The organism is Acanthopleuribacter pedis (assembly GCF_017377855.1).
Classification (GTDB): Bacteria; Acidobacteriota; Holophagae; order Acanthopleuribacterales; family Acanthopleuribacteraceae; genus Acanthopleuribacter; species Acanthopleuribacter pedis.
Genome location: NZ_JAFREP010000021.1, coordinates 38,779 through 62,602, shown reverse-complemented (window position 1 = coordinate 62,602; position 23,824 = coordinate 38,779). Strand labels below are relative to the sequence as shown.

Below are 23,824 nucleotides of genomic sequence, written 5' to 3'. Positions count from 1 at the left end.
CAGACTCGTTGTTCCTTTGTCTAAATGGCTGTGCATTTTTGTTTTAGGAGGCTGTTCTGTTTTGCTATTGCAAGGTTTTTGAAAAGAAGGCTTGCGAATCCTCGCCACATTGGTTCAGGTCCGCGTTGTTGGTTACCCCGGCCACGGTTTGGTTCTCGGCCGATTGCCACAACCAATAGGACGTCCACTTGCCGGGAGGTTGCGGTTTGCTCACCTCGTACTGCGCCAGCCACAACGGATAACGCGTAAAGTCTTCATCGCTCAAGTGTTGGTTCCAAAATGAAGGACCGGTATAGATTGCGGGAACCCCGCCGAAATGGGTTTCGAGCACATCGAGAAACGTGCGCAAGTCCTCGGCCAGCAGGGGTTCCGAAATGTTCTGATTGGCTGTTTCGATGTCGACCACCGGTACCAAATCGCCTTTAACGAGCGGCGTATTTTTGATGAAATTTTGTGCTTGCTGATGGGGATCGTCACCAACGACATAAAAATGGTACGCCCCACGCACCAGGCCTGCCGCCTTGATACCGGGCAAGTTGGTGCCGAGTTCGGGATCGATCCAGTCCACACCCTCGGTCGCCTTGGTAAAGGCAAAGGCATACCCGTCACTTTTGACTTTGGTCCAGTCAACCGCGCCACTGTAATGAGACACATCAATGCCGCGGCAGGCCGTTGCCCCCGCCGTTTGGGTTGGGGTTTCGGACTGGGTCGGGGTTGGTGATTGCGAACCTTGGTTACAGTGAACGCCAAACAAGCACAACAAACCGAGCGGAACAAACAAGAGCTGACGCGATGACATGAATCCACCTTTGTCGACGAATTTTGTTAGAGGGGTTGTGTTGCCCCATTTTAGCCAATCCGTCGCCTTCGGCGCCAAAAAAGGTTCATGCCCCGGGGAGCTTGGGAATTGGCGGCGGTGGCGGCGGTGGTGGTTTGGGTAGCGGCGGCGGTCCCCCTTGCGAGGCGGAGGGCGGCGTTTGGTTCGGTCCATCGGGCTGTTGGTTCATCTTCTTTTCCACGTGGGCTGAAAGCAGGCCGAGTACGATCAAATAAATGCAGATTTCTAAAAACGAATTGGACAAGGTCTCTGGGACCAGGCGGTCGAAACGCAGCAAGCCCATGCTTTGCACACTGACCTCCAACCCTGTACCTCTGGTCTTTGAAATCAAGGGTAAGTGTTTGAAAAACGACCCGATAAATAGGGTTACCCAAATGGTGATTTGAAGCGTAACGTGGACCTGAATGAGGAAAAAGATCTTGCTGGTATTTTTGAAAAAGGTCCAGGCATACCAAACCGCAACGGAATAGGCCGCGTGAAAAAGGGCAAATTGAAGGAGGGCAAACGGAAACAACAGTCCTCGGAGGGGGGTAAAGCCTGTCGCGAAATAGGAATGGATGAACAACAAATCTTTTAGCGCCAGCAACAGGCCCAGAACAAAAGCGCTGAATAGCAAAGGGATGAAAACATGGGCCTTGTCGATTTGGTGACCCCGCCCGCGGGTTCGATGGGTATCGTAGGTCGCCCAGTAACCAAAGATCGCCTGGCCGCCTGCCAACATCGGCACCAAACCCGGCGCCAGAATTCTGAGCCACGTGATTTCGTCAAGGTGGGGGAGGAGGACCGGCAGGGCAAAATCCAAGAGGCCGTCCCAGGTTAGTGCGATCAAAACCGCGGCCCAGGTCCGTCGCACAAACGCTTTTATTTCCGCGCTGGGTGGTGGGTTGATGAGAAAGGCGCGCAAATCTTCAAAGAGGTGGAGGAGCGCGTGGCCGGCGTTGACGAAATACTCTTTCATGAACTGTCCTTCGAATTAGACCTAAGAACACCGCGAGTTTTCGCGCTGCTTAGGTTAGAGCCTGAAGTGGGAAGATGCGTCCCGTTCAAACAAGCGCGAGCGCTTCTCAGAACGGGCCGGCCGCTTGGCTGTTCTTGGGTTGGAATGACATCCGCAACGTCCTTGTTACCAAAATGATCCAGTTGGTTCGCGAAACCTTTGCCGTGGTTCGCTGTGCTAAGCTAGGCATCCGAACCAAAGGGCCCCACCTCGGCGCACACGATGCGTCGGCAACGGTTTTTTGTGGTGGCGGCCCCAGCCCAAGGAGTCGTAGCTTGAAACGATTGATGTTGATTTTAATCGTGTTGTGTTTGTTTGTCCCCGCGAATTTTGCGGCCAACCCCGAACCCGTGTTGGGCGAAAACGGGATGGTCGCCTCGCGCTCGATGATTGCTTCCCAAGTGGGTGCCGAAATCATGCGCCAAGGCGGCAACGCCGTGGACGCCGCGGTGGCCACCGGTTTTGCTTTGGCTGTTACCTATCCTTCCGCCGGTAACCTGGGCGGGGGTGGTTTTATGGTGATGCGTCTGGCCGACGGCAGCGTGAAAACCTTGGATTTCCGCGAAACCGCCCCGGCCGCCGCCAGTCGCGACATGTACCTCGACGAGAAGGGTGATCCCATCAAAGGTCAATCGACCAAATCGCGCAAGGCCTCCGGGGTTCCCGGCAGCGTCGACGGCCTGATTGAAGCACTTGAAAAACATGGGACCCTGCCGTTGGCCAAGGTGATTGCCCCGGCTGTCAAACTTGCCGAGGAAGGTTTTGAGCTCAGTCCCGATTTGGCCCGTCAATTCAAACGCCAATTGCGTTTCATGAAAGACTACCCCGCCTCCATGGCGCAGTTCAGCAAAGGCGGTGAACCTTTTGTGGCCGGTGATCGCTTCAAGCAAACCGATTTGGCCAAAACCCTCAAATTGATTGCCGAAAAAGGACGCGACGGTTTTTACAAAGGCAAAACCGCCGATCTGATCGTGGCCGAAATGAAACGCGGCAACGGATTGATCTCCGCGCGGGATTTGGCTGAGTACCGTTCGGTCTGGCGCGATCCCATCAAAGGCGATTACCGCGGTTACCAAATCTGGTCCATGCCGCCGCCTTCTTCCGGCGGAGTATTGTTGGTGCAAATGCTCAACATGCTGGAGCCTCACGATATTCGCGCCATGGGTTTCGGATCCGCCGCTGCTGTTCATTTAATGATTGAAGCCGAGCGCCGCGCTTATGCCGACCGCGCCGAGTACCTGGGTGACACCGATTTCGTAAAGGTTCCCCTCGCGAAGTTGACCGACAAAGCCTACGCGATCCAACGCATGGCCGACTACCAAGTCGACAAGGCGAGTGACAGCGAAGCCATTGGTGCCGGAAAAGTGGTCAAAGAAAGCCGCGAAACCACCCATTATTCCGTGATTGACGCCAAGGGTAATGCGGTAGCGGTCACCACCACTTTGAACTGGGGTTACGGAAACCGAATCGTTGTCGAAGGCGCCGGTTTCCTGCTCAACAATGAAATGGACGACTTTTCCGTCAAAGCGGACACACCCAATACCTACGGGTTGCTGGGCCGTGTCGCCAACGAGATCCAACCCAAAAAACGCATGTTGAGTTCGATGTCACCAACCATTGTGACCCAAGACGACGAGGTGGTTTTGGTGACCGGTTCGCCAGGCGGCTCCACCATTATCACCACCGTTTTTCAGGTGATTGTCAACACCATTGATCACGAGATGAAGGTGAATGATGCCGTGGGTTTACCGCGTTTTCACCATCAGTGGAAGCCGGATCGGATTATTTTCGAGCCTTGGTGTTTCTCGCCCGACACCCATAAGCTGCTCGAGGGTATGGGTCATAAGGATTTGGTCAAAGCCCGTTGGAAACTGGGCGACGCCAACACCATCCGTGTGGTTGACGGTGTGTTCCAAGGCATGGCCGATCCCCGTAACGACGGCGGCGCCGCCGGTTTCTAAAACAGGCGCCAAAAAAACAAGGCCCGGTTTGGTACCACCATTCCGGGCCTTTCTTTATGGCGCAACGGTTTTTGCATCTAACCCACATTCCTCACAAGGAATTCTGCTACGGGGCAAGCCATGCGATTACGAGGGGGCGGCCCTCCGCATTACTCAGTCGAGCAATACGCGACGTAGCGCTGCGACGCCGAAGGGTCGGCCCCGCTCCGTTTGCTCTCGGGCGTAATCTTCGTACTCACAAGGCTTTCAGCTTCTCGCGACGAATCCTCGTGAGGAATGTGGGCCCACAGTTGAACCAATACAAAGGGATCGTTCATTTACCTTCGCGAAGGTATTTGTTTTGAAACGGTGCCTTGGGAATGGGGGCCTAATCCCGTTCCGGCAAGAATCGGAGGAGTGTCGAATCTTGTGCGCTGTCTCATGCGGATAACGACATATTGACTTTATTTATTTCAAAAAAGATAAAAAAAAGACGGATTCAGGATGAATCCGTCTTTTTTGAAGTCGGCGATTCGCGTCGCTCAAATCCCGTGAGGACCTGGTGTTGTCAGGTTGCACGGCGGATTTGGTTGTCTTGAATCGCGTTTTGTCGGTGTTTGTCGCCGATGAGAACCGCGAATTTATTCAACCACCGTGACCGGGTTGGCGAACAAAACGGCCACATCGCTTCCCGGCCGGCTGCCGCGCAGGGCGGTAACCAGGACCTGGCCGTCGGCTTCGATCAGAACACTGCTGTTTTCGGCATCGGCAAAACGGTTCGACAGGTCGGCGACCGCTTTACCGTTTGGCGCCAGCTCGCGCACCAGCGTTTCCGTCAAACCTTCGTCGCTGACCAAGGTTGCCTGAATGGTGACCGGGCTGTCGCTGGTGTTGACAACCACCACCCCGTCAAACACCTGGTCGGGCTCACCCATGCGCAGGCTGAAACGGGTACCGACCGCGGCCGTGTCGGAAACGTGTGCGGACAGACCGTCGGCATCCGCCAAGCGGTAACGGGCCGTGACAATCGCGGCTGTTTCGCCGATGACCGCCAGGTGGCTTGGTTGTTGGTCCTCAAAGAACAGAACCAGGGGAATCAGGCGATCCGCCATCGCGGAGACTTCCAGCGTGTGGGTACCGATCAGGGTACCGTTGGCAAGGTAACCGCGGATGGTAACCGAGGTGTCGGTTGCGGTGGGATTGGCCATGTACACACTTGTTTCGAAGCCGCCACCCTCGCGGGTGATGTGGCTGATCCAGCGCGTGTCGTTGTTTTTGCCGGTAGTGGGCGCATCAAAGAAGAGATCTTGGGCAGAGCAAACGAAGGAAGGTGCAAAAAAGCCGAGCAAAAACACGAAACGGGTCGCGCGGTTGATAGAGAAGGTCATGTTCAATGGTGACTCCTTGTGGAACAAAACGAAATACGGCTGAACGAAGACCCAACTCGGAACCGCTCTTCCATTCGTCCACGGGCCCGTTCGCGGCCGTCCTCGGGAACGGCCCGACCTGAAAAACAATTTCAGGCCGTTGTACGGGCATAGGGCAGATTAGGCCGAAACCGGCCAAAGGAGCCCTAAAATAGCGCAATCTTTAAAATCTTTTTTCAATTGATTTGTGTAAAGAGGATCTGTGTGATGAAAGCTGATTTTTGGTGAAATCTATGTCACTTTTTGGTGTGAAACGACACACGGGCCTTGGTGCATGGGTGGGAAAAAGGAAAACCGCCCATCCTGCGTCGATCCAGGCATCCGTGGAAGAAACCGCAAACCAAGGCATACCGGCCGCGTATTCTTCACCCAAACAGCCTTCCCCTAATTGCCGCGATGGGTGGAGACCCCGGCATCGCGAACCGCGCGTGCCAGACGGTCGGCTTCAGCCAAATCCTTGTCACACCAGCCGTCGAGGTTGTAGGACGCCATGCATTCGTCCGCCAAAGCTTCGCATTCGGATAAGTATCCGTTGTTCATGCTCGAGAAAAAGGCTTCTAGACGGACGAACTCGTGGCTACCCAGGTAGTTGTGCTCGTAGAGTTCGTGGCGACCACCGAATTCGGAACCCGTCGCGTCCCAAATCAGCTTCATGATTTTCATGCGGGCTTCGGCATCGCCCTCGGAGCCGCGATAGTACCGGTCAAGGTAAGGACGCAAGGCTTCTTGATGAAAATCCGCCGCCGAGGAGTTCATGTAAATCAACCCACTGGCCAGGGTTTGCCGTGCCACCTCGCGGTAGCGCCCGTAGGCTTCCGTGGAGATGACGCGGTAGGATTGGGCGTAACGGCTGTTGGGCAAAACCGTGTCGCCGACCCAGGGATCCGGGTTGAGGGCCATCGCGTCGCACAAGGCGCCCAAGGTATTGCGCCAGGCGATGAGCTCACCCACTTGGGCGCGGACCCCGCGAAATTCGATGCTGCCCGTGGTTTTGAGTCCTTTGACCAGAATCCCGATCAGGAAATCCATTTTGACGCTAAGACGGGTGCAGGCCTGAAAACAGGTGTTGGGCACAAAGCCGGACTTGCCCATGTACTCTTTGGCTTTGGTTGTGTCGCGGAAAATAAACACGTCTTCCCAAGGAATGAAGACCTTGTCCAGCACCAGAACCGCGTCGTTTTCGTCGAACCGGCTGGAGAGGGGATAGTCAAAGGGGCTGCCGGTATGCATCGCCGCCACCGGGTAAGCAGGACGACAAATGAGTTTCACACCCTCACGATCCATGGGGACCATAAAGCTGAGTGCCATATCGGGATTGGTGACCGGGCTGGTTTGTCCCACAAAGTTGACGTGGGTTAGCGCGGAACCCGTGGCCACCGCCTTGGCGCCGCTGACGATGATGCCGCCGTCTGTTTCGCGATCGAGGCTGAGGAAGACGTCCTCGGTTTCGTCTGCCTTGAGGTGGCGGTCGACCGGGGGATTCACAATCGCATGGTTGAAATACAGCATGCGTTCTTGGCCGCGGCGGTACCAGCGGCGGGCGTTGTCGGCAAAGCGGCCGTAAAATTCAGCATTCACCCCGAGCGTCGAGAGCAGGCTGCCTTTGTATTCCAGCGAGCGGCCCATCCAGCCGTAGGACATGCGTGACCAGGCCCTCATGGCGCCTTGGATCGCTGTCAAATCCGCGGCACTTTTTGCCGGGCAAAAGAAACGGTGGGTGAAACCGCCGTTTTCCAGCGGCACGGTCAGCGTTTCCTGCTGGGCTGGGTCGTGCAGTGAATCGTACATGCGGGCGATCATGCGCGCGGACAGGGCGAAGGCCGGGTGGTCGCTCACGCGGGTGATACGCTCACCGTAAAGCCAAACCTCACGATCGTCGTTGAGGCTGTCCAGGTATTCGGCTCCGGTGAATGGCAAAATCATAAATTCCTCGTTTCCATGAATCTCACGGGGCGTCGATGTTTTAACAGGGTGCTTGGTGGGGTGCGGTTGCCGGGTGGTTTCGGCGTGCCAATGAAAATGGGCGTGTGTCCGTGGTTCCCGGCCGGGTCAAAAGGGCCATCGACGCAACAGGGGCGATTCTTACAAGCGCGCTCGCGGCTTTCAATGCTTTTTTAATATTTGCGCCACTTCGAGCAGGCCTTGTAACTGGGTGTCCTCGTGGTGGTTCCACTGGGACAACGCCGGGATTTTTTGCTGATTGAATCGTGGGGTTCTACCTAAGAGGCGCGATGAGAGCGAGGGATTCTGGCTAAAGATCTGGAGCGAAATGGCTTGGGAAAAGCGGAAGCGCACCCACTGGGTGCGGTGAGCATTTTCACAGGCCGTTGCAGCCCAGAGATTTAGCTAAAATCACCGTGAGTTATCGCGCTTCTTAGGTTTTAGCCTCAGAAAGGTTGCAACCTTGGTGCGCTCGGCGCTTGCGGAATCCCCTGATACTATCGGTTTTCGCCGGCGAAAACGCGGGGCATTTCGAGAAATGGTGCAACGATGCCCCTTTCAGCGTCACCTTATGTAAAAAAATGACGCATTTTAACCGGAAACTATTTAGCTTCGCCCGTGGAAACCGTTATGATCAATGTTCCGTGTCGTGCATTGAAGGAGATGACGTTATGTTATTAACCGAACCGATTGGCAAAGTTCGTCTGGCGCATTACCGGCCGGAAAAACATATTTTTGATCGTTGCGAGCTGCGTTACGGGTTACGGGTCATTCGCGGTGAAGAGCATTTTGTGCTTGAAGACGCCGTCTCTCGGCTCAGCGACCCTTGGCAGGTGCAAACCTTGGCGACCGCGCCAACCCATTCAACCGTTGTCAATTACTTCCTGAACGGCGCGCTGCAGCACATGCAACAACGCAAGCAGGCAGGTTTCGGGTTGATCGACGCCACCCGCCCTTTTTACCCCGTTTGGGATGAACTCCTGCGCAGTTTCCCCAAGGCTGAATTACCCGCCGATTTTCAAGAAATGGTTGAGGCCGAGCGCGCCCGACGCGAGCAGGCATTTATTGCCGCCGCCAACCAGCGCTTCATGGACGGTCAGGCCATGGGTTTGCCGCCGCACCTACAACCTCAGCGTCCCCCGGCTGGTTCGTCCCGCATGACCCCGCGAAATCGCAAATACCAAAAAATGGTCGAAGGCCTCGATCAAATGCGCTTGTTCGACGATTAATCTCGCCTGATAATTAGAAGAAAGCTCGCTTGGGGATGACCTTCCCCAAGCGAGCTTTTTTGTTTTGGCCTGCATTCTTTTTGGGAGCCAGGCGGCTAAAACGGCGTCTTCGGCGGTAACAGCACGTTCGCGAAGATCAGGCCCGCGACCAGGGCGATGCCCGCAAACGTCATGGCAAACCCCGTTTCAACCCCAATCAGGGTTTGTTTCTCCAGCAGCGACGAGATACTCCTGAAGCCGATACTTCCAGGAACCAACAACATAATGCCCGGTACCAACATAATCGTTGCCGGTCGCTTGGCCATTCGTGCGAATACGTTGCTCAACAAGCCGAGATAAAGCGCGGCCAGAAACCCGCCCAGTTGCGCGTCAATCAGGGTGCTCGCGTGCTTCGAGGCGAGGAACGAGGTAACCCCGGAAAGGAACACCCAGCCGACGTGACGCGGGTTGGCGCGAAACAAGACCGCAAACGAGAGCGCCACCGTGATGAGGGCCGGCCATTCCGTCCAGCCCGGCAGTGCTTGGGGGGCCGCGACTTGGACCGCAAAAGGCAACAGGCGCTCGATTTGACCGCCGAGCCCGATGCCAAAACCGAGCAGCAGAAAAAATACGGCCGAATTGGCCAAACGGGAGGTTCCCGAGACCAGGTGGCCCGTGGCCAATTCAACCATGCCCACGGTTAAACTCAGGCCTGGCAACAACACGATGAGCCCGGTCACCGTTGGGATGTAAATTGACATGGGACCCAATACCAAGGTTGCGCTTTTCGCCAGCGCGACCGCGCCAATGGCGGCAAGCGGGGCGATCAGGCGCCCGACCGCTTCCAGACGCGGTGCCAGCAGGACCAACACCCCCACCATGGTGCCGATCAAGCCGCTGACCAACACTTCGCGCCATCCACCGCCGAAAAGGCGGCCGGCTCCCGCGGAACCCAGCATAAAACACAGCAGGGTAAGCAGTGGCCCATACCGTTCGGGTTGAGCTTGGATCGCTTCCAGGCGCATGCGCGCCGCACCAACCGAAATGCTTTTGTTGCCCAATCCCTGGGCGACTTGGTCCACCGCATCCAGCTTTTCAAGATTGATGTCGGCCGCGACCCCGCGGATGAAATAGGTTCGGCGCGATTCGCCCTCGCCAAAGGTGGCGAAAATTGAAGTCGGCGCCACATAAAATTGGCCGGTTAAACCCAGTACCTGGTTGATATGGTCCATGGCGTCTTCGATACGGTGGGAAGGCAGGCCGTAACGCTGGAGTGCCATGGCTAGGTCAATCGACAGGTTGATGGGTGAATGTGCATCGGAAGCAGACGGGGTCGTCATAAAGTCACCTCGCGCCTATCTTATATGAAGCATCCGCCTGGACAATGTTTCAAAGTGATCACGCCCTGGTAAAACCCGTGCGAAAGTGTACTACCCGTGTGACAAAACGCACGCCGCCCGGGCTGAATGGCAAGATGACGGCGGTTGTGGGATCTCTTTGGCGATAAAGTCCAAAGGGTTTAAAAATTTCTAATCGGTAAAATCGCCGCTGTTGGGTAGATTTTCCAAACAGTTCGGACAGGGGGCCCTGAGCGGAAAAACGTTTGTCCAGAGAAAGAAATGCTTATTTGACGGGGCGCTCGTCTCGATTTTTCTGAAAAAAGCACGGCGCGTCTGTGCCGTCATCGTGGGTTGTAAAACGGGTGTTTGCGCGCCGTGGTGGCCGCAATCGCCGGCAAAGAAGTGAAAAAAACAGGTGGGCTAGAAATGTGTAACGTGCAGATAATAATCAGGATGGGTCGATTGTTTCACGAGTGAAAGCAAATTATTTTCCGGTAGTGGGGTGGGAGGCGCGGGGGTTCGCCGACGGATTGGTTTTCCACAAGAACAGTCTAACTTGTGGAAAATCAGGGTAAAGTGCTTGAAATCCTGTGTTTTTTTACTTGGCATCCTAAAAAATAATCGTTATAGTGCCTTTAACTGTTCTAAAGATCATTCATCTATCTTTTGTCTTCTTCTTGGAGGGAAAATGCGCTTCAAATTTTTCCCAGGCTCGGAGCTTAGTCCGCCCTTTTTGTTAGGGGGGATTGTCGATTTGGATCGTCCGCAACACCTGGTGGCTAACCTGTTTATTACTGACGAAAACGAAGTTCAACTCAAACCGATTGGCAACTTGGCGGAACAGCAACTCACCGAATTGGAAGCTTTTGCTAAAGACATTCCATTCCATGAATACTCGCGGGTGCCCATTGAAAGCATCATGCACTACACCTCGCGCCGTCGCGCCATGTGCTAACGGGTCCCCCCAAAACACCTGCCCAAGCCGAATAGAACACATTATCTTGTTGTGTGCGTTGGTTATGCATCAACATAGACCATATACAGTTAGAACTGTTGACGCGGGTTGTACCTTTTCTTGAGCCCTTGTTTTTCAACCGAAAGTGTGCGATTCGGGTGGATGCAATCGCTCCAGTATCGGCGGGTCCTGCGCCGATATTTGTGCAAGGGCGTCGCCAAGAATCGCTCAATTTAGGTTCAAGGGTGTGCGTTTCACGGCTTCGCGCGCGGTGGGCGCCTTGTTGCGCGCCGCCGCCGGTTTTCTGGGCCGGCTTGTCCGGGCTGGGCTTTGCATGGTTCTTTAAGCGCTCTCCCTGGGTTGGGCGTCACCATGGCGCGGCTCTCGATTCCTTGGTGAACTTGACGCGCCGCGATTAAGAATGTAAATGGTGCCTGATCGGTACGAGCCGGCACTTGCCCAGGCTGTTCGCCGGCATTTCTATGCAGCGGACTGGGTATTGTGGGAGAGGGGGTTCCTCGGCTCCGTTATGCGGAGAGGCCTCTGATCTCGAGTACCAGTTGTTTGACCGCTTGGTCGTAACAACTCGGACACACGCCGTGGCTGACACGGGGTAAAGGTTTCTCGCCTTCCTGGAGGGGCAACCAGGTGGTTTTGTTCACACGGGCGGCCTGACAGTACATGCAAATCGCATGAACCCTGTCGCGGTTAGGGGGCGTCGAAATCGGCGTGGGGATTGAGGAACAGGGCATGGTTTTGCTCCCAGAGACAGCTTATGGTGGATAGTTAAGCAAATGCTGTTCCACTTCTTTGAGCGGATACAGTTTGTACTTGGTGGGTTGGTTCACATTTCACTGAGTACCTTATTGGCCCGAGACGGATACATTGAATTGAACTTACGCTTCGATTTTTTTATGTGACTTTTTGCCGGATGATTTCAAGGTCGATCCCGGGCCTTGGGACCAACCTTGAAATCACCGTCACGGTCGAACGTCGGTTCGAATATCCTCTAGGATAGGTTTGGATACGACCCTTACTCCATAGGTGAGTTGCGGCGGGCGTGGGTTGCGGGCTCACGTGCATGTTCCTAAGAAAAGATGCACCGCATCTACCCTTAAATAGCGATAAACACCGGCAGAAGGTGACAGACAAAGTTAACGATTTTCAATTTTAGGAATTTTTTTACCTTGCACCTGTTGTTTTCGTGGGATTGGATGTCGAATTGAATTTTGTCTTGAGTTGTTAACTTCCTGTAAGTGAGCTGTTTCGCTGTGTTGTTTATGCTTTCCTAGAGAAAGCCCCGCGTTTCCCGCGCGTGCCCGCGTCCCCGCTGAGAGCGGCTACTTGGTGTCGATGGGTTCCCCGGGGGATTGGCAACGATGTTCCGGCTGGTTCCGTAGTAAAATGAGGGACTTGTTTCAAGATGTTGATGGATGTTGCGGCCGTGCTGCCGCCGTCGGTTCCAGTCACGGTTCCGTTGCGTTGTTGAAAAGAGTGACCATGTTTGGTGAACCATAAGGGAGGCGATCCATTGCGCGCATTACTTCATTATTGGCGAATTCATAGTGCCGTGTTTTTAGGCGTGGTGATCGCCGCTTCAATATTGATCGGTGCCCTCATGGTGGGCGATTCGGTTCGTTTGAGCCTCGCCCAAATGGCGCTGGCACGTTTGGGCCAAGTCGATGCCGCTTTAACCCCGGGGCGGTTTTTCCCGGTCGAATTAGCCGACCGCTTGCAAAAAAGTTCCGGTGACCAGGCGCGGGTTGTCGCCCCCGTCGTTTTGATTCCCGGTTTTGCACGAAGCGACAAGGCGCGTGTCTCCAACCTACAGATTATCGGCGTCGAGGAAGGCTACGAGAAACTGTTCGACAGCGACCCGTTGCCGGCCTTCCCCCCGCGACAGCCCGGCTTTCCGCCCGTGATGCTCAATCAGCCGCTTGCCGACGCCCTTCAGGTGAAGGTCGGCGACGATGTCTTGTTTCAGTTCGCCAACCCGAGCGAGGTGAACCGCGAGGCTGTTTTGGCCCATAAGGATGAGAGTCAGAGCCATGGGCGCTTGCGGCTTCGCGTCGCGATGATTGTTCCTGATCGCGGCGCCGGTGGTTTTTCACCCCGTGCCGCCCAGGCCGGCATTTACAATGCCTTTGTTCCGATTAAGCGGCTCCAGCGCCAACTCGAACGCCCTGATCAGGCCAACATGCTGCTCATTCGCGGGGCCGCGCCCGGTGGGGATCAGTTGGTCGAAGACCTCGCTTCGCAACTGAGTTTGGCCGACTACGGCATTACCACGCGTCAGGCCGAGGGCCAAGTCACCTTTGAAAGTAATGCTTTTTTTCTGCCTAATCCCGTGATTGATCGCTTGACGCGCGTTGCTGCCGGCGATAATCCGCATTTTCCTATTTTTGCCTACCTTGCCAACAGCATTCGCAAAGGCGAAAAGGTGGTGCCCTATACGACCGTGGCCGCGCTTGATCCGCGGGTAACCAAACCCTTGTTTACCTTTACCGCCGGTTCCGGCGCGCTCAGTGAAAACGGTATGTGGCTGAACCAATGGGCGGCCGACGACATGGGGGCCGCCGTCGGCGACACCGTCACCATGCGGTATTATGCCGTTCAGGGTGATGGACGCAGCGAGGAAGAAACCGCGACCTTTACTGTCGAAGGCGTGGTCGCCATGGACGGCCTGGCCGTGGACGACCATTTGGTGCCCGTATTCCCCGGTATTGAAGATGCCGAGAACATTGCCGACTGGAACCCACCCTTTGAAATGGATCTCGACGCCGTGCGCCCCGTGGATGAAACCTATTGGGACGACTATCGCGCCGCACCCAAGGCCTTCATTCACCCAAATCGCGCCCGCGTCATGTGGGAAAATCGCTTCGGCGACGCCACTGGGTTTCGTTTCGTTTCCGAATCGCCGGGGCAAACCCGTGACGCCGTCGCCAAGGAACTGTTGGCCGGTTTGCGCCCCATCGACGGGGGCTGGGTGCCGTTTATGCTGCGTGAGGCGGCGCGGGCCGGTTCGCGTGGATCGACCGACTTTACCGGGCTGTTCACCGCGCTTTCTTTTTTCCTGATTGCCGCCGCCTTGGGTTTGGTCGGCATGCTGATGCGTCTTGCCGTGGCCATGCGCTCCCGCGAAATCGGCCTGCGCCTGGCCACGGGGTTCACCGTCACCAAGGTTCGGCGTCAATTCCTCAAGGAAGGTTTGCTTCTAACCGCCGTCGCCGCGTTATTCGGCGTCGCCGGTGCCGCTTTGTACGGTCGCGTCATAATGTACGGTTTGCAGCATTGGTGGGCCCTCGGTGAGGTGCCGCTTGAGTGGGTGTTTTTGCCCCAAACCGCGCTCATCGGTTGGTTTGTCTCCGTTGTCATTTCCCTTTTAACCATTGGCTGGTCCGTACGCGCCCTGACCCAGACCGCACCGGTTCGTTTGCTGGCGATGCGTTTTTCCGCCTCCCACCAGGGGCGCGGTACCGTCGCGACCGTCATTCGCGCGCTAGCGGCCGTTGGGTTCGCCGCCGCCGCGGTGGGGATCGCGATGGAGCCACGCGCGGTTCCGGCCTACTTCGGCCTCGGTAGCGCGCTGTTGTTCGGCTACTTGGCCCATCTCTCGTTGCGCCTCTCCCGCGCGCGGGAAGGCGCCGCCTTCGATGGGTGGATGGCCTTGTCGCGCCGCAACATGATCCGGTTTTCCGGCCGTTTCCTGCTGGCCGTCTCCCTGGTTGCCTTTGCCTGTTTTACCCTGGTAATGACCGGTTTGAGCAAGTATCACGGTGATTACGATGTCAATAAACCGGAAGGTCCCGCCGGTGGTTTTGCGCTGATTGGACACAGCGATGTTCCGCTCTATCGCGAGGCCTCCGCGTGGCGCACCGGCTCCGAGGACGAGGTTGCCGCCGCCATGCGCGCCGTGGGCGAGGTTGTGCCGATGCGTTTTCTTCCCGGCGATGACAGCAGTTGCCTTAACCTGTTTGCGCCCCAGCGACCGCGGTTGCTGGCCTTGCCCGACACCGCATGGCCCGAGGGGCGATTCACCTTTACCGCAACCATTGAACCCACGGATCAGCCCTGGCGGTTGCTGGACAAAACTTTTGAAGACGGTGCCGTGCCCGTTATCGGCGACTTTAACTCGGTGCAGTGGATTCTTAAGTCCGGCTTGGGCAAAGACATTCTTTACCCCAAACCGGGTGGCGGTGAAGTCCGCCTGCGCATCGTGGGTTTGGTGAACAAAAGCATTTTCCAAAGTGAATTGATTATGGCTGAATCCGCGTTTTTAAAGGCGTTCCCAGACGAAAGCGGCTACCGATCTTTTTATATCGACCCCAAGGACGACCATGACACCCTTGCCTTGGCCAATCAATTGGAAGCTGCCTATGAGGACTACGGCCTGGACATGACCACAAGCAACGATCTGCTGCAGGCCTTTCACCGCATTGAAAATACCTATATTTCCATATTTCAGGCATTGGGTGGGCTGGGGCTTCTCCTCGGTACCTTGGGCCTGGCCGTGATTGTTTTGCGCAATGCGATGGAGCGCCGTGCCGAGTTTGCCTTGCTGCGTGCGGTTGGTTTCCCGCAACGGCGCATTATGTGGATGCAATTCGGTGAAGCAACCCTGATTCTGGTGCAAGGCATTGCGGTTGGTGCCGTGTCGGCCACGGTTGCGGCAATACCCCAGCTCTTAAAGGTGGGTTTGGGAGCGCAAACCTTCGAGGTCGCCGGAACGCTGGTGTTGGTATTTTGCGTGGGGTTGTTGGCGACCCTGGCTTCCGTATGGCAAACCGCCTCGGCGCCGATTGTGGCCGGGCTTAAAAGTCAGTAGACGAATGAGCGTCTCGCTTCAAACCTATTTGTTTCGCCCGCCGTGGCCAGCGGGCGGTTTAACGGCGGCTGACCGCGGCCAGGAGCAGTCGGTTTTTGGCAGATAGTTTGAGACGGGGGAGTGGGGTGTTGAGAAGGCGCTCAAAGTGATTGCTGCTGGGGTTCGCCTCGGCGCACCCGTAAAAAGGGTCGAGTGGATTTTCCTCGAAGAATTGTTCCGATTCGGCTTCCGCATCGCCTTGTAGCAGAACAAGCAGTTCGTCGACCATGTCCGCGTCATGCTGTTTTAGCGCGCGCAAGTAGTGGCTCTGCTGTTCGGCGTCCATCGCCAAGCAGAGGTGAAAATGATGTTCTAACTGCTGCCAGGAAACGTGTTCTTCCATATGCGTATCCTAAAAGGTCTGAATGAGGTCCGATTGTTTACCGCCCCTTACTTTCTATACGCGCAACTTAAGGCGATACCCGTTCTAGGTATTCGTAAATATGTGACAAAAGTTTGAAAAGAGAATGTGGATTTTCCGAAATATGCGAAATCCGCGTAATTAACAGGTGTTAGGAACGTGGTGTGAACCCATGGGGGACATGCTCGTTTTGGGGTCGGCGCGGATAAATCTTGGAAAAAGTGGGGGAACCGCTTGAAAGCCGTGAACAAGCGACCTATATATAATGAGCTCGTGGCGCAGGTCGGCGCGAGTTGGTCTGCCTTTTTCAAGTAGGCCGTGGGCAAGCGCCCGAACATTCGAAATTTTTTGAGACCTTTTTAAATGGATAACCGCTTGTGACTGTGTCGGTGGGGGCCGACACTGATGAAACGTGAGAACACGAACCTGCCGACCTGAGTCGAGACATCGGCGAGGGTTCGGTAAAAACCAAGGTGAACACCGCGTGTGGATTTTTACCGAAATCCACCGACGTCGTTTCAGGCCAGGTTCAGGCGCTATGGATAAGGTGGCAACTTTAAGTGATGACTGAGATTTGCCGGTCTTACGTCGATTTTTTGGCCCTGTTGATTTTGGGCCGGCGCCTGGAAGGGTGAATTGTGAAGCAGCACGCGGTGCACCTGCGCGAGTCGCGGAAAGGTAGGACGCTATGGTTAAAAAATTTAAAAAGCACACACACCTTGATTACCAGAAAACGTTTCAAGCCATCATACCTGCTTTCATGTTTTTAGAATGTGCCAACGACAGTCTGTTGGCCCAAGCAGCGGTGAGCACCCACGGTGAACCCACGCGCCACCGGTACGGACACAGAGTCGTCTGACCGTTATCCCGCGGTTACGCCGACCTCATCAAATGCGAAAAACAGAACAACGCATGGTTGAGACGTAACCGAACGCAAAATTCAGAAAAACAGCATCCGTTAAAGGAACGCCGCCACAACCCAAGCCGGTATTCCACCAAGCCGATGGCCAAAGCCGACTTTCTTCCGAGGGAGAGGGCCGGGGTCTTGTTGTTTGGGGGCTGGCTTCTTTCGCTCAATGGGCGGGGGGGGGCCGGTGTTGGGTCGGTTTTTTGTTTAAAAAAGACCGAAGACTCGCGGACGGTGTTTTTAGAAAAGCGGTAACGCCAAGCGTTTGAGCGTTTTGCGGGAGCGAACCTGGTCGTTTTCGACCCCAATAAATAAAGTGCAACGAATTTCCGCCGTTTCCAAACCATCGGTTGGGGTTTCGCTTGCCGGTAATTATTTTGAAATAAGAGGCTTGTCGTTAACGCGACTAGAATCGCGATTTTCATGAGTGGTCGTCACCCAGCTAAGATCATTCGATTCTAGAGCGGTTAACGTGCGCAATCATCCTTTTGCCCAACAAGGTAAATCCACCACGTTCATTTGGATGAACGTTTTTGCAGTGGTCCTGATCTAGATATTTTCAGTCTCATCAACATGGAAATCGTCCCGTGGCGGGAACCCCGGTTTGCTTGGCCGGTTGTTGCCGGAGGTGCGTCTTGATGAAGGGTGTGTTTTCGGACAACAGCACCCGGATTCGAGCGGTGCCTCACGCCTTCTCGCCGCGGATCCAACCCTCGGTGAGCCCCTGAGACTCGGAATCTTACAAAAAAAACCGAAAAAAGACATCTTTTTAGAGTCAAGATGACGTCTTTTTGGTATAATAACCGAGTCGACAATAGGTCGCTTTGGCGTCCGATCAGATCTAGATCTACCTCAAACACTCAGCCCATCTTACGTATTTGGTCCGTTACTCCCTTGTTTGGAGGTAGTTATGTTACGCAATGTTTTATTTCTTTTCGTTTTTGTACTGTTCACCCCTTTTGCTCTGTCTCAGGAAGCGCCACCCGAGTGGCCCGATAACCCTGGCGGCGGTGATGTAGGAAAAATGTACTCTCCCAATTTGGATCATGGTATCGACATCGAGTGGCCCAACAATCCAGGTGGTGGTGAAGGAACTCTCGTTAATCCTATTGTTTCTACCCAAACACCGCTTGACGGAAGTATTCAGGAATCCAGCGCTTTTGAAACGTTTCTGAATGAGTACACTCAGAATAACCCAGAAGCGGATATTTTTGCCATTAATCAGTTGAGCAACTGCAAAAACGAGAATATCATCCGATTAGTTCTATCCATTCAGCAACAAAAAAACAAAAATTAATTTAGGGGAGGCGCGAGCCTCCCTTTTTTACAGGTTATTGACTGGAACGGAAAGGTGACCCGGCTTTTATTGAGTTGAATATCTCTTCAATTTTGAGATACTGTTCCTCAATTAATTCTAGATTTGAATTTTGGTTTTCAAGAAGCTTGTCTAGAAAGGCGCATTCCCATGCATATGCTTCTTCATACTTACTCTCGTCCTTTAAAGACCTGGTAAGGATTGGAATCAAACGTTGAATAAAAATTAAGTAGTCGCCTTCTTGTTCAAGTAATAAATAAAGAAACCTTGGAAGTAAGTTTGGAATTTCAGAAGGGTTTGACTCTTGATAAAGCTCGGCAAGTTTCTCTAGGCTATTTATCGTCGTTCTCGCAATTGATCCGAAAGACTCTTCTTTTTCGGTTAACACTTCTTCATATATATGTATTGCCTCGTTTTTATATCCTAAGACATTTAGTAAGTATCCGAGGTTGGACAGAGAAAGTAAGACATTGTACTTGTATGAATCCTTATGTTTTCCTAGCAATGATAGTGTGTTGATGATGATGTTAATGCTTTTGATGTATTCTTTGTTTGCAATGTAAAAAGTATGGGAATTTAAATTGGTGACAAGAATTCGAGGGTGATCGTGTCCCCATAGTTTTATCATTTCTGATGAGATATCTTCATGTGCTATGATAGCCTCTTCTATTTTTCCTGTTCTGCCAAGAGCCCAAGGTAAATTAAGTATACATTCTGTAACCATGTGAGACGTCGTTAAATGTGAATTTTTTAGAATTGAAAAAGATTCTCCGAGTATGGGTATGGCTTTGTTGTAGTCGCCTTTATGGTAATAGATGCTTCCTAGATTTGCTTTGTAAAGCGCGTAAAATGAGTTTCCGTTGTCTATGGAATTCCATTTAATTCCACTTAAGGTGTTGAGTGTCTCTAGGGCTTTTTTGAATTCTCTTTTTTTTGTGAATGAGTAACTAAGCTCACAGGTCATTCTTATGATTTTTTCGTGGTGTTTTGGAAGGATAGAACTGTACTGTGTAAGGAGTTCTTGGATTTCTCTTGTGAAATCGGTTGAACTTCGTTGGAACTTTTTTATAGAAAGAAGTTCGTATTTTGAATCGAGAAGTAATTTTGTTTTGTTTTGTGTGTTGGTTTGGATTTTTAAACCTTCTGTTATGAAGGACTCGGCACTATTGTAGTTGCCTGTCTTTTTGTGAGTTTTGGCAAAAAAGTATAATATTCTTGCTTTTGTACTTGGTAAGATGTTGAGTTCATTGACCTCATCGGTTGTCTGTGTGAATCGGTCGATGATCCTGGTTGTTGGTCCAAGATAGACCTTATTTGAACCAATAGCACCTTGAAGAAACCTTAGCGTCTCTTGGGAAGAAGTTGCTTCTCTAATCGCCTGTGCTTCCCTTTCTTTGGCCTGGATGTAACCGTAAACCAAACCGTACATGCCGGCGATGATGCCGACCAATACGAAGGCTAGGCCGGCGACCAGGGCTTTGTTTCTTTGGGCGAAACGTTTGGTTTGGTATCGCCAGGTTGGGGGACCCGCGGTAATCGGTAAGCGACCCAGGAAGTTGTGGATGTCTTTGGCGAAGAGGTCGGCGCCTTGGTAACGGCGCTCGCGGTCCTTTTCCATCGCTTTAAGCACGATCCAATCCAAATCACCGCGATAGTATTTGCTGAGCCCCGAAACCGAACTTACGTCAATCAGGGTCGTGGTCTCCTCGATTGCGGTTTGTTTGACCGCTTTACTCGGTCTTTCCGGTTCGTGTTCGCGCACCAAGGCAAAGGCCTGGTCCCAGGTGCCGGATTGAATGCGTTTATCGTCCAGGGGGCGGTTTCCTACCAATAATTCGTAGAGCACCACACCCAAGCTGTAAATATCACAGCGTACGTCGATGGTGTCTTCGCCCAGGTGGGTTTGTTCCGGGCTCATGTAACCCACGGTGCCCACGGTCATGCCCGGTGCGGTGACCTCGGTGACCATGGTTGCCTGATCAAATTTGGGTTTTTCCTCGGCGGTGACCTTGGCGATGCCGAAATCAATGATTTTGGGCTCGGCTAATCCGTCTACCTCGCGAATGAGAATGTTGGCCGGCTTGAGGTCGCGGTGGATGATTCCCCGCTGGTGGGCGTAGTGGACCGCGTCGCAAATTTTGATGAACAGCTTGAGTCGGGCCGGGGCCTTGAGTCGTTTCTCCTCGCAGTAGGTGATCAGGTCGCTGCCCTCCACGTACTCCATCGCGAACCAGTTTTCACCGTCGTCGCGGGCGCCCGACACCAAAATGGTGGCGATGTTGGGATGGCTCAGCGAGGCCAAGGTCTGTAGTTCTAATTCGAAACGGCGGCGCATTAATTCCGAACGATGGTCGCGTCGCATGACCTTGAGGGCGACTTTCTTTTTGATCGCACCGGTTTGGTGCCCCTCGTAAACGCGACCCATGCCGCCTGATCCGATCAGACGCACGACGCGATACGGGCCAAGGCTTCGGCCGATGAGTGGGTCGGGCGAACCCTGTCCCTTAGGGCGAGGGGGGAGAGATGGCGACATGGAAACCTTCTGCTAGACAAATCCGGCTGGTTGTTGCCCCGTGGGATGCCTCGGGATTGCCAACCGGGGGGGTGCGTCCACACCCGCTTAATGAACGGAAACACAGATAAAGAAATGAAGAAGCACGGCTCATCGTGATCAAAGCCAAAGAATAAAATTGATTATACATCTTTTGCCTAAAACCTAAGAAGCGCAATAACTCGCGGCGATTTTGGCTAAACCTCTGGGCTGCAACGGCGTGTAAAAATGCTCAGGGCCACCGGGTGCGCGTCGTGCGTGACCCCGGCCCGCTTTTTCCAAACCATTTCGCTTCAGATCTTTAGCCAAAGTCCCTCACTCTTATCGCGCTTCTTAGGTAAAAACCAAAGGCGGGCACGCGGCCCGCCTTTGGTTTTTTGCTTGAGAAATCGAAGTTCCCCCGCTTACTTCTTGTCGTTATCTTTGGCGTTCAAGCGGCTGAACAAGAACGCCCTGGCGAAGCGCCAATCGCTGCGCACCGTTGAACTGGAGACATCCATGATTTCCGCGATTTCATCCTCGGTTAAGCCACCGAAATATTTGAGTTCAACCACCTTTGCCTTGCGCTCGTCCTGTTGTTGGAGCAGCTCAAGGGCTTGATCCAGCGCCAGCAAACGCTCCACGTCGAACTCGTTGCCTTCACCCTCGTTCAGGGACAAGGTGACACGCACCATATCGCCGCCGCGTTTCTCGGCGTTGCGTTCGCGCGCGTGGGTAATGAGGATCCGGCGCATCATGGTCGCCGCGACCCCAAAGAAATGCGAGCGGTTTTTCCAATCGGCGCGATCTTGTTTGGCCAAACGCAGGTAGGCCTCGTTGACCAAATCGGAGCTGGCAAAGGTGTGGCCCTTGCGTTCACGCGCCAAAAACCGTCGCGACAAACCGCGAAGTTCCTCGTACACAATCGGAACCAGCTCTTCAAACGCCTGCTGATCCCCTTTTTGCCAATCGTATAGCAACTGGGTAATTTCTTTCTGTGGACTCATAAGCTCCCAAACTCATTTAAGAATCTCTCATTGAGCGAACACCATTGCGCCCGTAAAGGCGAAATTAGGGCGAAATAGGGTCGCTTTTTTTGGATAAGAACATGTTGATTATATCGCGAGCCCGCGCGATGAACTTTAGCCTGGTTCGGGTTCGGACGAAGAACCCTTGGGAAGCCTGCCTCATGGCAGGGAAGGGGCTACGCGCTTTGTGAATTTGTGGTTAGCGCCGGCCGCCCTTGCCGCGTCGTTTTTTATTCCCGCCGTGATGGGGCTTGCCCTTGGCGGCGCCTCCATTGGGCGCGGATTGGAAATCGAATCGCCAATGGCAATCGTCAATGCCGTCCTCAAAGAAATCAACCAGGCGGCCGTGTTGTTTGAAACCCTTGGGTCCCAACAAAGCTTCGATGGCTTCCAAATCGCTGGGGAAACTGGCGAACAAGGTGCGTGCGTTCCATTCACGAGCCTTCGCGAGCACCTTTTCGATCATGGCGGCGTCGAAGTAGGTGCCGTCTTGCGTGTAGCGCCATTCCAGTCCGTAAGCGTCTTTGGTTTCGGGGATTTCCGAGATACCGGTGATCAAGGCGCCGGGAATCAGGGGTTCCTCATCTTCGCCCAGTTCTTTTTCTTCCGCTTGCTCGGCCTCGGAGACGGGCTCGGCCTCGGCAAGCCCCGGGAAGCGGTAGCCGTAGTAAATCATGGTTTCGCCGGGGGCGTAAAAATCCTTGTGGCGCAACTCTTCCACAAAACCGAGGGCAACGTAAAAGGCACGGGCGCTTTCGTAAATATCACCGTCCTCTTCGTCCTGGTAATCGCTGGTGGTCAAAAAGATTTTGCGGGCGGATCGGGCTTGCAGGATGTCGAACAACCCTTCCATCATCAAACGGCCGTAGCCTTTCCCCTGGTAATCATCGTCGAGATAGGTCCAGGAAAGCCAATAGGTTCGGTCGGTATCTTCGACCGCGTTAAAACCGGTGGTGCCGAGGATGTCGTCTTCGTGGACCAACACGAATTTATCGGTAAGGCCCGACTCGCGGTAGGTGTACTCGGCGGTCGCGGCATCGTCCTCGTCGTGATCGTAGATGATTTCCAAAACGCGGTCGATGTCTTCCGCGCGCATGGGCCGCAGGTTGGGTGTTTCGTGTTCATTTTGTTGCATTCAGAAGCTCCATCCAAGGGACACGGGGATCGTCATCAGGGACCGATTCGCGGTGAACCGAGGGGTCCCGAATATGTAGGGGAGCATAACCTAAAACGGTCGTTCGGCTTACCTTATTGTTGTGTTTTTGTGGATGAAACCTGGCGTTTGGGGGCGCCCCGTGAGCCCGGCATTGCCCTTGCCGGGACACCCAGGGCGGTGGCCCCGGCGGGCACATGGTTGATCACCAGTGAATTGGCGCCAATCATGGCTCCGTCGCCGATTTCCACGGGTCCGACAATTTTTGCGCCGGCCCCGATAAACACATCGTTGCCAATGACGGGTGCGCCTTCGCGGCCGGGTGAGAGGCCGAGGGTGACGTCGTGCATCATGCCGCAGCGAGCGCCGATCCGCGCTTCCGGGTGAATTTTTACGTTGCCGTGATGGATCAAGTGGAAGGCCGGCCCGATTTCCGCCTCGCGGTTGATGGCGATGCCGGTAATCAAATCAATCCAGAAAAAACACCAGCCGTACAGCAGCGAGGTGAGTTTGCGCCAGGGGGTGAAGCCGCGCCGCGCCGACCACACGCCGAAGCGGTAGTTGGCCACCGCCCAAAAAGCGGGGTTCATGAGGCGGCGTTCATGGAGTGCGTAGGCCTCGCGCAGTTCCCGCCACAAACCGGGTTGTGGCGACGGGGGCGCCGCGGTTTGGCGTTCCGTCGCGCGTTCGGCCTCTTGGCCGGCCGCTTCAGCCATGGATCAGGCCCGCCACGCGGTCGGCCATGCCGTTGATGGTGGTGAAGTTGGGATCAAACAAAACCTCGTCGGGTAGGCGGATCTGGAATTCATCTTCAAGGAAGGCGATGACCTCGACGGCGCCGGTACTGTCCACGTACCCCTCTTTCCACAGGTGGACGTCTCGGGTGAAAAAATCGTCGTCGTCGGCGACAAAAAATTGCGCGCGGATGTAGCTTTCTAACTTTTCGGCGACTTCGGTGTTGGCAGTCATCGGTTGGGTCCTTTTATTCAAAGATGGTTGGGTGAAGTTGGTCAGGGCGGG

17 protein-coding genes are annotated in these 23,824 nt (G+C 54.3%); 5 read left to right on the top strand and 12 right to left on the bottom strand.

Annotated features, from left to right (window positions below; translation table 11 throughout):
• Window positions 1–64: 64 nt before the first annotated feature.
• Entirely contained in the window at window positions 65–799 is a 735-nt protein-coding gene (locus J3U88_RS21330) for a glycoside hydrolase family 25 protein (RefSeq protein WP_207861006.1), read from the bottom strand.
• 85 nt (window positions 800–884) lie between these two features.
• Window positions 885–1,796, bottom strand: a complete 912-nt coding sequence (locus tag J3U88_RS21325) for a hypothetical protein (RefSeq protein WP_207861005.1) — start codon at window positions 1,794–1,796, stop codon at window positions 885–887.
• A gap of 314 nt (window positions 1,797–2,110) precedes the next feature.
• On the opposite strand from J3U88_RS21325, the gene ggt reads away from it, so the two are divergent.
• Window positions 2,111–3,796 carry a gamma-glutamyltransferase gene (ggt, locus tag J3U88_RS21320; RefSeq protein ID WP_207861004.1) on the top strand — a complete coding sequence of 562 codons (1,686 nt, stop codon included), beginning with the start codon at window positions 2,111–2,113 and terminating at the stop codon, window positions 3,794–3,796.
• A 620-nt stretch (window positions 3,797–4,416) separates the two neighbouring features.
• On the opposite strand, the gene J3U88_RS21315 is transcribed toward ggt, so the two are convergent.
• Both J3U88_RS21315 and J3U88_RS21310 read right to left on the bottom strand, forming a co-directional pair.
• Window positions 4,417–5,163 (bottom strand): hypothetical protein, encoded by a 747-nt coding sequence (locus tag J3U88_RS21315; protein ID WP_207861003.1) that lies wholly within the window; start codon window positions 5,161–5,163, stop codon window positions 4,417–4,419.
• A gap of 423 nt (window positions 5,164–5,586) precedes the next feature.
• Window positions 5,587–7,125, bottom strand: a complete 1,539-nt coding sequence (locus J3U88_RS21310) for a 4-hydroxyphenylacetate 3-hydroxylase N-terminal domain-containing protein (RefSeq protein WP_207861002.1) — start codon at window positions 7,123–7,125, stop codon at window positions 5,587–5,589.
• Between the two features lie 689 nt (window positions 7,126–7,814).
• On the opposite strand from J3U88_RS21310, the gene J3U88_RS21305 reads away from it, so the two are divergent.
• Window positions 7,815–8,372, top strand: coding sequence for a hypothetical protein (locus J3U88_RS21305; protein WP_207861001.1), 558 nt, complete (start codon window positions 7,815–7,817; stop codon window positions 8,370–8,372).
• A gap of 95 nt (window positions 8,373–8,467) precedes the next feature.
• Here J3U88_RS21305 and J3U88_RS21300 read toward each other — a convergent pair whose 3' ends face one another.
• Window positions 8,468–9,691, bottom strand: coding sequence for a threonine/serine exporter family protein (locus J3U88_RS21300; protein WP_207861000.1), 1,224 nt, complete (start codon window positions 9,689–9,691; stop codon window positions 8,468–8,470).
• 688 nt (window positions 9,692–10,379) lie between these two features.
• Between J3U88_RS21300 and J3U88_RS21295 the strand changes: the two genes are divergently transcribed.
• Window positions 10,380–10,646 carry a hypothetical protein gene (locus tag J3U88_RS21295; protein WP_207860999.1) on the top strand — a complete coding sequence of 89 codons (267 nt, stop codon included), beginning with the start codon at window positions 10,380–10,382 and terminating at the stop codon, window positions 10,644–10,646.
• Between the two features lie 527 nt (window positions 10,647–11,173).
• Here J3U88_RS21295 and J3U88_RS21290 read toward each other — a convergent pair.
• Window positions 11,174–11,398, bottom strand: coding sequence for a hypothetical protein (locus J3U88_RS21290; protein ID WP_207860998.1), 225 nt, complete (start codon window positions 11,396–11,398; stop codon window positions 11,174–11,176).
• 779 nt (window positions 11,399–12,177) lie between these two features.
• On the opposite strand from J3U88_RS21290, the gene J3U88_RS21285 reads away from it, so the two are divergent.
• Window positions 12,178–15,471, top strand: a complete 3,294-nt coding sequence (locus J3U88_RS21285; protein ID WP_207860997.1) for an ABC transporter permease — start codon at window positions 12,178–12,180, stop codon at window positions 15,469–15,471.
• Window positions 15,472–15,529: 58 nt separating this feature from the next.
• Here J3U88_RS21285 and J3U88_RS21280 read toward each other — a convergent pair whose 3' ends face one another.
• The gene (locus J3U88_RS21280; RefSeq protein WP_207860996.1) at window positions 15,530–15,853 is read right to left on the bottom strand and encodes a hypothetical protein; all 324 of its coding nucleotides are present in this window, start codon (window positions 15,851–15,853) and stop codon (window positions 15,530–15,532) included.
• Window positions 15,854–17,688: 1,835 nt separating this feature from the next.
• On the opposite strand from J3U88_RS21280, the gene J3U88_RS21275 reads away from it, so the two are divergent.
• Window positions 17,689–18,075 (top strand): hypothetical protein, encoded by a 387-nt coding sequence (locus tag J3U88_RS21275; RefSeq protein WP_207860995.1) that lies wholly within the window; start codon window positions 17,689–17,691, stop codon window positions 18,073–18,075.
• A 34-nt stretch (window positions 18,076–18,109) separates the two neighbouring features.
• Here the strand turns inward: J3U88_RS21275 and J3U88_RS21270 are convergent, their stop codons facing one another.
• From J3U88_RS21270 to J3U88_RS21250, 5 genes are all read right to left on the bottom strand, one after another.
• On the bottom strand, window positions 18,110–20,626 hold the full coding sequence (locus J3U88_RS21270; RefSeq protein WP_207860994.1) for a serine/threonine protein kinase: 2,517 nt from the start codon (window positions 20,624–20,626) through the stop codon (window positions 18,110–18,112).
• Between the two features lie 422 nt (window positions 20,627–21,048).
• A complete protein-coding gene (locus J3U88_RS21265; protein WP_207860993.1) occupies window positions 21,049–21,630 on the bottom strand; it encodes a sigma-70 family RNA polymerase sigma factor in 582 nt (193 codons plus the stop codon).
• Window positions 21,631–21,850: 220 nt separating this feature from the next.
• Window positions 21,851–22,786, bottom strand: a complete 936-nt coding sequence (locus J3U88_RS21260; protein ID WP_207860992.1) for a GNAT family N-acetyltransferase — start codon at window positions 22,784–22,786, stop codon at window positions 21,851–21,853.
• Window positions 22,787–22,899: 113 nt separating this feature from the next.
• Window positions 22,900–23,520: a serine O-acetyltransferase gene (locus tag J3U88_RS35385; RefSeq protein WP_423842075.1), complete on the bottom strand. Its 621-nt coding sequence runs from the start codon at window positions 23,518–23,520 to the stop codon at window positions 22,900–22,902.
• Window positions 23,513–23,773, bottom strand: coding sequence for an acyl carrier protein (locus tag J3U88_RS21250; RefSeq protein ID WP_207860991.1), 261 nt, complete (start codon window positions 23,771–23,773; stop codon window positions 23,513–23,515). The genes J3U88_RS35385 and J3U88_RS21250 overlap by 8 nt, the downstream gene beginning before the upstream one ends.
• Between the last annotated feature and the right edge of the window lie 51 nt (window positions 23,774–23,824).